The organism is Enterobacter genomosp. O (genome assembly GCF_001022965.1).
GTDB classification, from domain to species: Bacteria; Pseudomonadota; Gammaproteobacteria; order Enterobacterales; family Enterobacteriaceae; genus Enterobacter; species Enterobacter cloacae_L.
The window spans coordinates 255226-269203 of the sequence record NZ_LECZ01000026.1; the positions used below are offsets into that span (position 1 = coordinate 255226).

At 47.7% G+C, this 13978-nt stretch carries 13 protein-coding genes; 8 read left to right on the forward strand and 5 right to left on the reverse strand.

Annotated features, from left to right (window positions below):
- Positions 1–66: 66 nt before the first annotated feature.
- The 6 genes from ABR39_RS15050 to ABR39_RS25890 all read left to right on the forward strand — a co-directional run bounded on the left by ABR39_RS15050 (position 67) and on the right by ABR39_RS25890 (position 6499).
- Complete coding sequence (locus tag ABR39_RS15050) at positions 67–2424, forward strand: fimbria/pilus outer membrane usher protein (RefSeq protein ID WP_047347590.1); 2358 nt, start codon at positions 67–69, stop codon at positions 2422–2424.
- Complete coding sequence (locus ABR39_RS15055; protein ID WP_082132652.1) at positions 2403–3239, forward strand: fimbrial protein; 837 nt, start codon at positions 2403–2405, stop codon at positions 3237–3239. Before ABR39_RS15050 ends, ABR39_RS15055 begins: the two co-directional genes overlap by 22 nt.
- Positions 3240–3463: 224 nt before the next feature.
- Positions 3464–3814 (forward strand): hypothetical protein, encoded by a 351-nt coding sequence (locus tag ABR39_RS15060; protein WP_047347592.1) that lies wholly within the window; start codon positions 3464–3466, stop codon positions 3812–3814.
- Between the two features lie 557 nt (positions 3815–4371).
- Positions 4372–5118, forward strand: coding sequence for a winged helix-turn-helix domain-containing protein (locus ABR39_RS24345; RefSeq protein ID WP_052952198.1), 747 nt, complete (start codon positions 4372–4374; stop codon positions 5116–5118).
- Complete coding sequence (locus ABR39_RS15070; RefSeq protein ID WP_047347593.1) at positions 5111–5590, forward strand: FidL-like protein; 480 nt, start codon at positions 5111–5113, stop codon at positions 5588–5590. The genes ABR39_RS24345 and ABR39_RS15070 overlap by 8 nt, the downstream gene beginning before the upstream one ends.
- Positions 5591–6127: 537 nt before the next feature.
- Complete coding sequence (locus ABR39_RS25890; protein WP_131701709.1) at positions 6128–6499, forward strand: hypothetical protein; 372 nt, start codon at positions 6128–6130, stop codon at positions 6497–6499.
- A gap of 101 nt (positions 6500–6600) precedes the next feature.
- Here the strand turns inward: ABR39_RS25890 and ABR39_RS15075 are convergent, their stop codons facing one another.
- Positions 6601–7773: an HD-GYP domain-containing protein gene (locus ABR39_RS15075; RefSeq protein ID WP_052952199.1), complete on the reverse strand. Its 1173-nt coding sequence runs from the start codon at positions 7771–7773 to the stop codon at positions 6601–6603.
- 263 nt (positions 7774–8036) lie between these two features.
- Between ABR39_RS15075 and ABR39_RS15080 the strand changes: the two genes are divergently transcribed.
- Complete coding sequence (locus tag ABR39_RS15080) at positions 8037–8792, forward strand: winged helix-turn-helix domain-containing protein (RefSeq protein WP_047347594.1); 756 nt, start codon at positions 8037–8039, stop codon at positions 8790–8792.
- Entirely contained in the window at positions 8789–9274 is a 486-nt protein-coding gene (locus ABR39_RS15085; protein ID WP_047347595.1) for a FidL-like protein, read from the forward strand. The genes ABR39_RS15080 and ABR39_RS15085 overlap by 4 nt, the downstream gene beginning before the upstream one ends.
- Before the next feature lie 66 nt (positions 9275–9340).
- On the opposite strand, the gene ABR39_RS15090 is transcribed toward ABR39_RS15085, so the two are convergent.
- From ABR39_RS15090 to ABR39_RS15105, 4 genes are all read right to left on the reverse strand, one after another.
- Complete coding sequence (locus ABR39_RS15090; protein WP_029742228.1) at positions 9341–9703, reverse strand: YibL family ribosome-associated protein; 363 nt, start codon at positions 9701–9703, stop codon at positions 9341–9343.
- Between the two features lie 58 nt (positions 9704–9761).
- A complete protein-coding gene (gene mtlR, locus ABR39_RS15095; RefSeq protein WP_047347596.1) occupies positions 9762–10352 on the reverse strand; it encodes a mannitol operon repressor MtlR in 591 nt (196 codons plus the stop codon).
- A complete protein-coding gene (gene mtlD, locus ABR39_RS15100; protein WP_047347597.1) occupies positions 10349–11512 on the reverse strand; it encodes a mannitol-1-phosphate 5-dehydrogenase in 1164 nt (387 codons plus the stop codon). Before mtlD ends, mtlR begins: the two co-directional genes overlap by 4 nt.
- An 83-nt stretch (positions 11513–11595) precedes the next feature.
- A complete protein-coding gene (locus ABR39_RS15105; protein ID WP_047347598.1) occupies positions 11596–13503 on the reverse strand; it encodes a PTS mannitol transporter subunit IICBA in 1908 nt (635 codons plus the stop codon).
- Positions 13504–13978 lie beyond the last annotated feature (475 nt).

Sequence of the window (13978 nt, forward strand, 5' to 3'; positions counted from 1 at the left end):
ACGTAAGCGGCAGGGTTATTTGCTGCTCTTCTGTACCTAGTTGATATTTAAGCTGAACAGCATCACATGAAGAAAAATGCTATTTTTTCTCTTGTTTTCTTTGTTTTTTCAACCGCCCACTCAGAAGAAAAATATGACCTCTCTTTCTTCGAGGATGTTGGCGGTGTAAGCATAAAGGATGCTGCTGAGTTTGATAAAGGAAATGACGTGTTACCAGGTGAATATTCCCTGACCGTCTATCTGAATGATAAAGAACTACCGGAGCAACAGATTACGTATAAAAAAATCAGTGCTGATAAAATCAGTGCAGTTTTTTCCTGCAACACCCTCAAGCAGTGGGGCGTGGTAATTGAACACTGCTATGACGATCCCAGACCGTTAGAGGATTATATTCCTGAAACCAGTATGCAACTGGATCAGGGTGAAAATACGCTTTCTATTACGATCCCACAGAAATTTCTGAGTATTACCTCAGAAAATGATATCGCTCCTCCTGAAAAATGGCAGGATGGTATCAATTCAGCGTTTACAACCTATAACCTTAATTACGACGATACGCGTGGCACGACGCGTGCTAAATCTCTCTACGGAAATTTCACTAACGGTATCAATCTGGCCGGATTTCAGTTCAGAAACAACGGGTTTATGACAAAATCCGACGACTCTGGAATGCGCTACGTCAGCAGCACAAGTTATATCAGTCATGATGTGGATGCATTGCGAAGTACTGCCGTTGCCGGTGATTTCTTTACCTCGGGCGATCTGTTTCCCTCCCAAAACCTTCGTGGTGTGAAGCTCGCCACAAGCACGGATATGCTCTCGAACGCTCAGCGAACCTATGCTCCGGTGATTTCGGGCGTGGCAAAATCGAATGCAACAATCATTATTAAGCAAAACGACCTGGTTATCGCGACGCGGAAGGTCACGCCAGGTCCCTTCGCGTTAAAAGATATTCCTGCCTCGTCAAATGCGGGTGACCTGGATATTTCAGTTATTGAGGCAAACGGTGAAAATCGACACTTCGTCCAGCCTTACAATACCGTTAACGTTCTGGTACCTGAAAACGTCTTTCGCTACAGCGTCTACCTTGGACGTAACCGAGCGTTATCCTCTTCGCCACAATTACTTGAAGCTAATGGCCTGTACGGTGTTTCGAACGCGATAACCCTCATCAACGGTTTTCAGTATGCCAACCACTACCTGAATATTGCTGCTGGCACGGGAGCAAATATCCGGTGGCTGGGTGGGGTTTACGCCACTATAAATAAAAGCCAAAGTGAATTTATTCAGAAAAAACAAGGTTATGTCATTAAATCTGGCCTGACGCATAGCATTGGCGTGACAGACAGCTATCTCTATTTTACCGCGGAAAATAAATTATCCCGAGATTATTCAGACTTCGAAGATGCGGTAAGGGCTTCGCCTAAAAGTGATTATAAATCGCGATATGCCTTACAGCTCAGCCAGCAGTTAGGCGCTGTAAGCCTGACGTTAAACTACACGCAGCAGTATGGATTTATGCGTGAAACGAGCAGGGAGATGGGCGGCAGCATGGTCTTTAGTCTCCGGGATATGCAATTTATTGCCAATATTACTCATCGCTATGGCGACAGTTCTGAAAACAGTGTCTCGTTCAATGCCTCAATACCGCTGGGTAAAGAGGACAAATATTACGTCAACTATAGCCAGTCGCATGGGCCAGCAACAGATAGCCGCCTTTCGCTCTCGGGGAGTTTACTGGATGACGACAGCCTGAATTTCGACTCTGGCGTATCGTCAACGGCGGGGCAGCAGCAGTATGACTCCTCGCTGAACTGGAGCGCCAGCAAAGGAAACCTCAGTGCGGGCTGGAGCCAGGGGGGAGACAGCAAAGAGCTGAGCATCGGATTGAATGGCTCAGTGGTTGCTCATCATCATGGCATTACCTTTGGCCAGCCCCTTGGTTTGAGTAACATCTTAGTCCACACCGATCGTATTTCAGGGCTGCATATCACTGACGTTAATGACGTCACGACGGATTATTTCGGCAACGCGATTGTGAATAACGTTTCACCGTATCGCTATAACGAAACATCACTCTCTTCCGAGGGGATAAACCAACAGATCGAGATCGACAGTAACATCTATCAAACCGCTCCACGTGCGGGTGCCATTGTGGAAGTCGATACCAAAGCCAGGCGGGTACAGATTCAATATGCGCATATTTACAGTTCGAAGGGGGATCCTGAGCCGTTTGGCTCGCAAATTTATGATGCTGATAATCAACGTGTCGGGATTGTTTCAGCCGGGGGATTAATCGCGCTGGATATTCTGCAACATCGCTGGCCCTATCATGCCAGCGACTCGTCTACTGATGCCGTCTGTACTATTGATCTCAATGGAGTTAACAAGAAAAAGCACATATGGGAATTACAATGCCGATAAAAAACGGCGCTTTGCTGGCGCTCGTTGTCTCATTCTCCACCTCTGCCACGACCCTGATGCAAAATATGCCAGCAATAACATTGCAAAACATGGCGGGACAAGAGGATGGAACCCTGTTAAAAACAGTCCCCCTCTCTGCCCAGGCTGCCAGGGCGCTAAATGAAACACAGCTTTCCATTGCCACCGATGCCGGGATGTGGGACTCCTCACGGAGTATTTTTAAAACAACGGTACCGGGAATTGGTTTCAGCCTTTGCGATAATGATAATAATCGCTGTATTTCGAGTCTGTCAGACTGGATCCCAGGAGAAAGTCTCTCTCTTCGTCTCTATAAAATTGGCAATCTGCATGGGGGACGGTACGCGATACCGTCACTGAGCATCTACGGTAAGACACATCCGCTGTTGCGCATAAACCCGCCCGCATTGATTGTTAATACCACGCTTTGCGGGGTGACAACTCAGCGAATCAAAGTCACTTTCCCGTCGTTCACGCTAAACAAGAACGGAGAAAATTTACCCAGTGTCGGCTTTAAAATCCCCGTTATTTGCCTGAATCCCGATGATTACGGAAAAGTTGATCTACAGTTCACCTACCATGGCGATCTTATCGATAGCAATACGCTACCGACTCAACTTGGCAATATTGGCATTCAGATTGAAGATGACCACAATATGCCGGTGGTGTTTAATACCGTGCTCAGCCAGGCTTCCCCGTCCTTTTCCTATCGCGCGCGTTTAATTACCGTCCCTGGAGAGACCGCGCATTACGGAAGGTTTTCCGCTGACGCAACGGTTCTCATTACGCTCAGGTAGAACAAAAATCAATCAGTTAAATCGTATGTCATCCTGGATGGCATACGTGTTAGTGCTGGTTCTGGATTCTGCTATCTCATCATTACATTAGAGCTAGCTTGTAATTTATGTTCTAAATACAGGATAAAAATCTAATTATATTCGAAAGACCTTTTTATCTTGCTGTAAGCTGCGGCCAGTGGTGTTATTTGAGCCCGACGAAAATGATAATTCTGGGAGCTATCATGTGGTTAAGTAGTAGTAAATATGGCTTGCTTATCACCATCTTCAGCAGCGTTGTGGCAACGTGCCTGATGGCGTGGGCCGTTTATTCCTCCAGCGATTTCTTTTTTTGGTGCAGTGCATTTGTACAGATGAGCGGTGGTTACGTCATTTCATGGTCGAAGAAAAGAGACGATCGGGAAGACAGCATTGTTAGCTGCGCAATTATTACCGGGGCAATAATGCTTACGGCAGTCGTGGCTAACTATGTATTCTTCGATATAAAACCGTCTCCTGGAGCATGTCTGGCCTGGATAATGCTACTGGCTGGATTTTTCATCCTGATGAAAACTAAAGTAGAAGATTTTAATTGATGCAAACCGTACATTTAACCTGTTATTTTATTGTTACCATTATGACGCGTTCTTTAGGGGTGGCATTGCTCGCCGGCTCTCAGCGATTGAACAGAAAAATGGCCTTTTCTATTTATGTAGCCACTTTGTTGTTGTCTTATTATACGTTATCAAGCTATGTCGCTTACCTGGACTTTGCGCTTATCTGCATCACCATAGCGGGTGCCTGCTTGTGTATGAATATGATCTGGGTTGCTCTGAATGGCAATCTTAAATTGTCTCGTTTAAGGTTGCTTGGCACGGGATTAGTTCTTACCGGAGGGCTATTGCTTATCGTTCTATAAAAATTCTGCTCTGCGTATTTCATAAAAGATAAATGGATGAATAAATCTACTCTCATTAAGAAATTGTAAAATGCAATCGGTAAATGTTACCTCATGGCGTCAAGAAGTGAGGGTATTTCTTGTTGTTTAGATTTCATATAGCTACCGATCGTTTTCTCTCTTAGGGGATCTGATAAAGTTCGACTCCACTTTTTTTCAGTGATTGCGACTGTGCTTTATTACATATCTGACAACATGTTATTTAATCCCGCCGACCATACGATCGAATGCGGTGATAATGATGAATTTATTAAGCTCAGTATACCTGCAAGTCAGTTGCTGGAACTGCTTATCCTGTCGGAAGGTGAGTTAGTTACCCGCGATTATTTGCTGACGGAGGTATGGGATAAAAATGGGCTAAGAGGGTCCAACAACAATCTCAACCAATACATGAGCATGCTTCGACGAACGCTTGCCAATCATGGGTGTGAAAATTTGTTTATCACTATCCCAAAAATTGGTTTTCGTCTTAACACTGATATCAAGATTGAAACGCGTAGTGGTCCAGGCGACCGGGCAATTGACCCAGTAAACCGACCGATGCGTAAACAGAACGGTAAAGATCTTAAGATTCTGGTTATCGCTTTTCTATGTATCCTCGTCCCCTTAGCCGTTTTCATCGCCCTTAAGCAGTCTACGTCTCACTACGATATTGTCAGCAGCGATCTGGTTGAAGTTGCGCCGGGTTGTAATGCGCTTTATTTACACAAATTTAGCGAGAATGAGAAAATTCGCGCGAAAATTCAAATTAATGAGATGCTTAATGACCTGAAACTTAAGTGTGATGCAGGAAATACTCTTCTGTTTGATAATGTCGATCCCATTCCGGATGAAAATGACTATGGCCGGACTTTCTTTTCCTATTGCCATAACGTGAGCGGAAAAGCGTTAGCAAATTGTACTGACTTTTTTTATTCGGACTGGAAAAGACATCATGAATAGAAAAAAATATGCCATCCTCTTTCTGAGCGCCCTTTTTCTTACGGGGGTTGTATTTTCGTTCTTTGAAACTAAAAGTGATGATAAGTACGAAGATTTTCGATGCAATGGGCCAACGCGCTATTTCCTTGAGAATGAAGAGATCGTGGTTAATCAGGATCTAAGGGTATCGGGACACGATACCGCTTATCTGACGCTGGAAGGGTATGTTTCAACGAATGAGGGGCGAAAAAAGCTGCATCGCATTATCTACATGAATAATGGAAAAAAAGCCTACAAACACTCGTGGCTTTTTAACATTACCAATATTCATAAATCGGTAAACGATACGTTAAGCGATCGGGAATTTGAGCCATTGTTGATGGAGTTAACAGGAGACAGTTCCCTGATTTCTCTTGATATCAATCACCTGTCTGAGAATCTTTATCTCATCGGTACGCCCCTCAGCTATATTTTTACCTGCAACGGCTACTAGCACGTTTTTTCTGATGAAAGCCACAATACCACCGGGATGAATTCATCCCTGCGGTGTGTGGCAAACCTGGTTATCAGTCAATCAATCGCCTTTCCTGCCGGATGGCACACCCCTCGCCAAACGCCCATTATCTTTATCAATAAATAGCGCCGTTATTTGTCGCCTTTTGCACGTGTAACGCCGCTGAGAAAACCCACACCACTCGCACTCTTGCAGCAGTCTGAGGGATGAGTGCATTCTTTTCATACTCCTGGAGGCTTTTCATCTGAGACAGTTTGCCCATTCTCTCTGCGTCGTTCCCCAGTAATCACTTCCCGATGGCTTACAACGGCTAAGTTGTTACGACAACTTCTTCTCTTGCAGCCCTTTACGTCACCAGATGCGCTCATTTTGATAATAAATGTCCAAAAGCAGTGCTATTTAGCAATCTCTCAGGAGATGAAAATTAGCATTTAATGCTTGATTCAATCGTGTGGAATCTAAAAAGTGATATAAATATCTATATGTTTGAATCATGCAGCATAAGATACCGCTTTGATGACAATGTATGGTTATATATATGCATCAGAGGTTGGCAGAGCAGCCAACCAGATTTTTCTAAAAGAGATGAATACGATGCGTTATTTCCTGGCCCTGATGATTTTTGCTTTCGCTACCACCTGTTCAGCAGCATCACAAACATCTGTCTCTTTTCAGGGGATGATTACCGAGGCGGTATGTCACATCTCTACGTCACACGGTAATATCAGCTCAAGCTGCACTAAACAGAATGCACACCATACGGCTTCTTATCATGTTTCGTCTGTAGATAACCAGACGTTCGCCCTGCCAGGAAATGTGGGTCATATGCAGTTGAAGTGGCTGAACGCCGCGCGTACTAAAGGATTACTCGTTGCTTTTTACCGCTAATGGCTGGCCGGGTAAGCGTCATGAGCAGACGTTAGAATCTCCCGCTACTTATAAGCAGTATCCATATGATGTACCAGATCGAAATCAATACTGTAAAAACTTCAAATATAATCCTTAACATTATTTATTCCCTCCAGTAATTCATCAAACGTGATGCTTTTATCAGCATTCATCTCTTCGTATTTAATAACCATTCTCAGTGCGTTAACTACGTCAGGATCCAGTGAACCGGCTGCCGCTTTTATTTGCATCTGGCTGAGTGCATCTGCCGTTGAACAGGGTGAACGGCCGTTACAGTTAACTCGCAGAGAGACATAGTCACAGGCGACAGAAATGATTCTGGCACTGAGATCTAACTGTGTGCCGTATAAACCCTCGGGCAATCCCTTGCCGTCAGGCTGTTCATGAGGGCTGCTTGCAATCATTCCAGTTCTGAACATACCCGGAATCGAGGAAAGGATTTCGCGAGTCGTCATAGGGTACGCTTTCAAATATGCCATGGCGTCAGCAGGCAAAGCGCACGACTTCGTAAGAGGCCCGGCGGGAAGAGCAAGCCTTCCAATCCCATGAAGCAAGCCAGCCAGACATAATTCCGTAATTCCCGACTGCGAGAAGCCGTACATTCGGGCGAGCTTTACACAATATTTAGCCACCAGGGGTGAGTAGGGCACGCTATGCCGACAATGCAGATCCACTATTCTGGCGATGAAACTTGCGAGCTGGTTCAGGTCATCCTCAGTCAACGTTCGGGATGAAAAGGGGGACATTGCCCGAACATCATTTAATAAGTTGGGTGAGGCGAGCTTTTCCCAGATGTCAGGACAGTATTCGAGTTCACGCAGAGAGAGGATGTCATCCAGTGAATAGCGGGAGCCGATAGAATCGCACAGGGTTTCAATGGCAGATCCAGGATACTGACCTGGATGATGTTCATTCAGGGTGAGGAGATCAAAGTTATCCACCAGATCGAGTAAACGACAATGAATATGCGGCTCATTTTTTTCAAATATAAGAGGCATACTGTCGGATATTATCGAAATCTGGCTAAAAGTTTTTTGGCAATCGGATAAAGCCCAGCTTCTTTTTGAGCCTAATTCGTAAAGTAATGCTGCAACATAGACCCTTTGTTGTACAGACTCACTGGCTCCTTGCTGACGTAGCAGAGTCATCGCGATAAAAGCGCGTCGTAACCCTCGGTTTCCACTTTCTGGTGTTAACAGGTCAAGCGCTCTGGAAAAGCCAGTTAAAAAATCAGTTAATGCAATATTCACCATTAAGTTCCAGTTCAGAAGCACATTCTTCAGCTTTCGGCTGCAGCTCTAGCCGCTGGCTCAGGAAACAATAATTGCGGTATGTAAGCAATTTAATTCATAAATGACTATATATATAGGTTTTTATTCTGGCGCTTTATGTTTTGTAGTTTTATATTTTGCCTTCTGAATCGCTCCTGACATCTCATTGCAGTGGATGACAGAGTTCAGCTCGCGACATTTAACCTGTATACTTCTTGCAGGTACGGCATGGTGATCAGGGCAAAATGAAATATCTCATTGACAGGTTAGTTGTATTTAATACCGACGACGGCACCCTGCATTTGCCCTCCAGCGATGACGTGATCAGACTGGCTTTACCTGCCGCACGATTGCTGGAGACGTTTTTGTCGTCCGAAGGAAGAGAGCTGACGCGTGAATATCTTCTGGAAACTGTCTGGGATAAGCATGGTTTGCATGCTTCTGGAAATAACTTAAATCAATACGTCAGTATTCTTCGCCGTAACCTTTCTCTGCTCGGCTGTCATGAACTCATTATTACTTTGCCGAAGCTGGGATTCAGGCTGAATGCGGCCATCAGCATTGAAATTCTGGAAACGGATTCTGTTTCTCCTGAACCGTCACCCTCCATTGTTACGTCTTCTGGCCATTTCCAGCGCCTTTTTTTTATTGGTAGTATTATTATTACTTTGCTTACCGGCGTGGCCATTGGTTTGTTTTATTATAATGATGCCAATAACGGTGAGACGGTGCTTCATGAGCAACACAGTGGATGTGATATTTATTATCTAAAAGACATTTCTGATGATGAGAAAAAAGAAGCGTTAATAAAAATCATGAGCATCATGAAAGATAATGGAATTCAATGCAAAAAAAATGATGTGGTCATCTATAACAGTGAATCGAGTCTGTCTGACAACGTTGATTCAAGAGAGGTCTTGTCGTGGTGCCATGCCGGGAAAGACCACGTTGTTATTTCATGTGATAATTTCTACCGCTATAGATGGGATAAAACGCAATGAAGAGACTATGGCTGAGTGCGGGAATATTGGCAGCGATTGTATTGATCTCTCTTACGCTTTTCCTGAAAGGCAATGAAACGGTGTCTCCTCTGAAATGCAAGGCATTTAGCAGAGCAACTATTGATGTACAAAATGGCCCTTTAGTCTTTTCTACTGTTGAAAACTTGCAGCTCTACAATGAAAGAAAAGAGGGTATGATCCATTACAATGGTTATGTGAAATCACCTGACGCAAATACGTACCTCGAACGTACAATATATCTTTCCAGTGGTGTTAAGATCGACAAAGATACGTTCAGTTATAAAATTACCAGGATCGTCGCAGCCCCGCTTGATACGACCTCAGATGATACGTTTGACCAAATGTGGCTAGAAAATACCAGTGACAATAAAACTATCACGCTGAATATCAAGAACATAAGAGACGGTATATTTACCGTAAGTAGTCCTTACTCTCTGCAGTATACCTGCGTCAAATATTAGTCTGACTCACGATATGCATTAATGGGCTTAATACAACCTCTGCCAGCGGCAGAGGTTGTAAGAGTTTTAGAACGCGGTCTTACAAAAGCCCGTCATCTCTTTCAGGCCCATTTCGCGGCCAAGTTCGGTCATCGGGTGCACGACCACCAGACCACGGACGCTTTTCTTCAGCTTGCCCATATCGGCCTGCTCTTTTTTGGTGATCGCACGGCGGTGCGGCATGTCCATCAGCTTCTGCGCTTCTTTGCTCAGCTTCTGACCTTTGACTTCGCGCAGGCGCTCGATCTCTGTCTCCAGCGTGGCGGCCTCTTTTTCCAGCTCGGCATACTTCTCGGCGGACTCGACCAGCGACAGACCCGCCATCTGGTGGCGGATCAGATCCAGGCGGTCGCTCAGGCGTTTAATTTCGTTCTTTTCGACTTCTTTCATGACAAATAACTCTGAAAACGGGGAATTTACAGGGAAGGATACACCAATGTGAGCAGGCTTACTTCTGAAACGCTTTTTTTAAGCTGATTCGTGAAATCAGCTCAGTCAGGGAGAGAACCATAGTGGAACGGACAACCTGTTGATAACGCAGCTTTTGCATCGCATAGAGCTCAGGATCGCTGTTATCAAAATGGGGAGCAGGGGGCAGCGCGGTGACGCAGTGCAGCTCGCCGAAGGGCCCCAGTATCTCATCGTCGGTAAAGGTGTACTCGTTACCGTCATGATTGAGCTCTTCGCGCAGCGCCATTAACAGCTCCGCATCTTCATACTCTTGCCGGTTCAGCACGCCAAGACCATAAATCAGCTTCAGACGCACGGAGAGATCGCCCAGCGGTCCGTCTCCGTCCAGTAACGGTTCTACAGCATATTTTACCGCGTAGTCGTCTTTGCGAAACACCTGAAGCACCAGGATATTCACCGCCTCGGTTAACAGCTCGACGGCGGCAATCAGGAAACTTCGTACGGTTTTGCCAGCATTCAGACGCTCAAGCACACGATTTTCAAAGGCCTGGGTTTGTTCCATTATTGCCTGCATATCTGACAATCTGTTATCTGGGCGCAGGCTAACCTGCGCCGCATTCTGCATCATTTGGTTGCGTTGTATGCGTTAACCGCCTCCACAACCACGTCGCTGTTGGCGTCCAGACCGGAAATCTGCGCCAGCGCAGCCTGCGCGCCTTTGTCATCAATCAGCTGAGCCAGCTCAATCGCCTGCGGGTCCTGCTCGCTGCGGTAGTGCATCGCGGCGGCAATCCCTTTCACCAGGTTGGCGTGCGGCAGACCGTATTCCAGCGTGCCGAGCAGCGGCTTAATCAGACGGTCGCCGGCGCTCAGTTTACGCAGCGGCTGGCGGCCTACGCGCTCAACGTCATCTTTCAGATACGGGTTTTCAAAGCGACCGAGGATTTTCTGGATGTATGCTGCGTGTTTCTCAGCATCAAAACCGTAGCGTTTGATCAGCACCGCGCCGCTCTCTTCCATTGCCCCTTTTACCACCGCGCGGATCTTCTCATCGAGGATCGCGTCACGAATGGTCTGATGACCGGCCAATTTTCCGAGGTACGCGGTTATAGCATGCCCGGTGTTCAGCGTGAAGAGTTTGCGTTCGACAAATGCCATCAGGTTATCGGTTAATTCCATGCCCGGAATGGTCGGCAGTGCGCCCTTAAACTGGGTTTTATCAACGATCCACTCGCTGAAGGTTTCGACGGTGACTTCCAGCGGGTCGTTGGTGGCGGATTCTGACGGCGGAACGATGCGGTCAACGGCGGAATCCACAAAACCCACGTGCGCTTCAACCCAGGCTTTATCTTCGTCTGCTACGGCGTTGAGCACGTGGCCTTTCAGCTGCGTGGTGCCGCGCACCATGTTTTCACAGGCGATGATGTTCAGTGGGGTTTCGATGCCCTGCGCTTTACGTTTTGCCAGGCCTTTCGCGACAGCAGGGGCGATGCGCTCCAGCACGACCGGGCCCACGGCGGTGGTCACCAGGTCGACGCTGGCGATCAGGTCGATAACGTCTTCGCCGATGCTGCTTACCGCATTGACGCCAGACACCGTCTCAACCTGCTCGTTTTCGCCCACCACGTGTACCTGATAGCTATGACGGGCATTCAGGGCATCCAGGACGACCTGATTCACATCGGCGAATGTCAGCGTAATGCCCGCGTCTGCCAGCAGTTTACCGATAAAACCACGACCGATATTACCTGCGCCAAAATGTAATGCTTTCATAGTGTTAACCTTCATCAATGTTTTTACCCGAGAGGGCTGGGGTGAGGAACGTTTCCCCTCACCCTAGCCCTCTCCCCGGAGGGGAGAGGGAAGAGAACTTATTTGTTCAGCAGAGCCAGCACTTCTTCCACGCTGGTGGTATTGGCCAGACGCTCAATGACAGACTCATCATCCAGCGCGTTGGTCAGGCTGGTAATCACCTGAATGTGCTCGTTGTTGCGAGCGGCGATACCAATCACCAGACGGGCGATGTCGTCTTCTTCTTCACCGAAGCGTACGCCCTGTGGGTACTGACAGAATACGACGCCGGTTTTCAGGACGCGATCTTTCGCTTCAACCGTACCGTGCGGCACCGCGATGGATTCGCCCAGGTAGGTTGGGGTCAGCTTTTCACGCTCCAGCATGGCGTCGACGTATTCAGGCTGAACGTAGCCGCCTTTCACCAGCTGCTCGCCGGCAAAGCGAATCGCGTCTTCTTTGGTCGCCGCAGTGCGGCCGAGGAAGATGTTCTCCGCACTCAGTTTGAAGAGGTGGGCGTTGCTCTCGTCAAAGCTGTCCTGCAGGCTGGAGCGCACTTTCACTTCGTTGTCTTCATGACGCTGCGCCGCAACCAGACGTTCGGTCAGGCTGGTGTACAGGCCGCTGTCGAGGAAGTTGGTCAGCGAGATGTGCTGCGCCTGAGGCACCTGACGCATGGCGCGTTCGGTCAGATCGCGGTGCGTGATGACAAGGTCAACATCCGGCGGCAGGCTGTTAATGGCGCTGTTGGTCACGGAAATGTTAGTCAGGCCCGCATCCTGCACTTTCTTACGCAGCACGCCTGCACCCATTGCGCTGGAACCCATACCGGCATCACAGGCAACGATGATTTTACGCACGTGGCTCAGGTCGTTGGAGACATCGCCCGCCGTCAGTGGGGTCGCGCCTTTGGATTCGGCTTTCATGTCGTGCATACGACGGGTCGCCGCTTCAATATCATCGTCTTCTTTCACTTTGCTGGTTTTCAGCAGGATAGAAGAGACCACGAAGGAGACGGCCATGGCCGCACAGATGGCCGCGATGTTCGCGAAGTAAGCGCCTTTTGGCGTCATCGCCAGTACCGCCAGGATAGAGCCCGGAGAAGCAGGAGAAACCAGACCGCCGCCCAGCACGCTCAGGGTGAACACGCCGGTCATACCGCCGAGGATAACGGCCAGGATCAGACGCGGGTTCATCAGCACGTACGGGAAGTAAATTTCGTGGATACCGCCCAGGAAGTGGATGATAGCCGCACCGCCAGCAGACTGCTTCGCGCTACCGCGGCCAAAGAACATGTACGCCAGCAGAACGCCCATACCCGGACCCGGGTTCGCTTCAATCAGGAAGAAGATGGACTTGCCGAGATCGTGAGACTGCTGAATACCCAGCGGCGAGAAGATGCCGTGGTTGATGGCGTTGTTGAGGAACAGGATTTTCGCCGGTTCAACGAAGATAGACGCCAGCGGCAGCATGTCGTGCGCCACCATAAAGTTAACGCCAGCCGCCAGAATTTTGGACAGCACTTCAACCGCAGGGCCAATGCCGAGGAACGCCAGAATCGCGAGGATCATCCCGATGATGCCCGCAGAGAAGTTGTTCACCAGCATTTCGAAGCCGGATTTGATCTTACCGTCAACCCAGACGTCGAATTTCTTAATCGCCCAGCCGCCCAGCGGACCGGCAATCATTGCGCCGAGGAACATCGGCATATCCGCACCGACGATAACCCCCATTGTTGTGATGGCACCCACTACGCCACCACGGTCACCGCCCACCAGACGACCACCGGTGTAACCGATGAGCAGCGGCAGGAGATAGGTAATCATTGGGCCAACAAGTTTCGCCAGCGTTTCGTTAGGCAACCACCCTGTCGGAATGAATAATGCGGTGATGATACCCCACGCGATAAACGCGCCGATATTTGGCATCACCATGTTGCTGAGGAAACGACCAAAGCTTTGAACTTTGATCTTGAAATCGGATGACATAAAACACCCCTTCTTCTGTTTTGCTTAGGCTTGCGGCCCGAGGTTTATCGTTAATGTGCGGCGGCAGAGGTAGCCGGGCCCTGTTCTGATGCTGTGAAATCTGGCACTGAATCGTTCAACTGTCCAGATAGCGAAAATTTGTGTGATGCACATCACGTAAAGATAGGGGGTGAGGCATTCAATGAGGTGATCTGAATCACAAAAATGGTGAGCAAAAAAAAGACGATGGTGAAAAATGACGCAAAAAACACCTCTTTCTGTGAGTGGTATCACATTTTGCTTTCGTGTGTTTGTTTCTGGATTGTGACTGATTTCACAAAATATTTTTATGCAGATTTGTCTGGCTGCGATCGGCATCAGGATGGCAAAGCGCGACACGTAAAGCTAAAAAACCACTTTTGATGTGTGGTATGGCGAAAAGCTAAAAGGTGGATTACGCTCATATTGTAAGGTTAAGTCTATTATTATTCAGGAT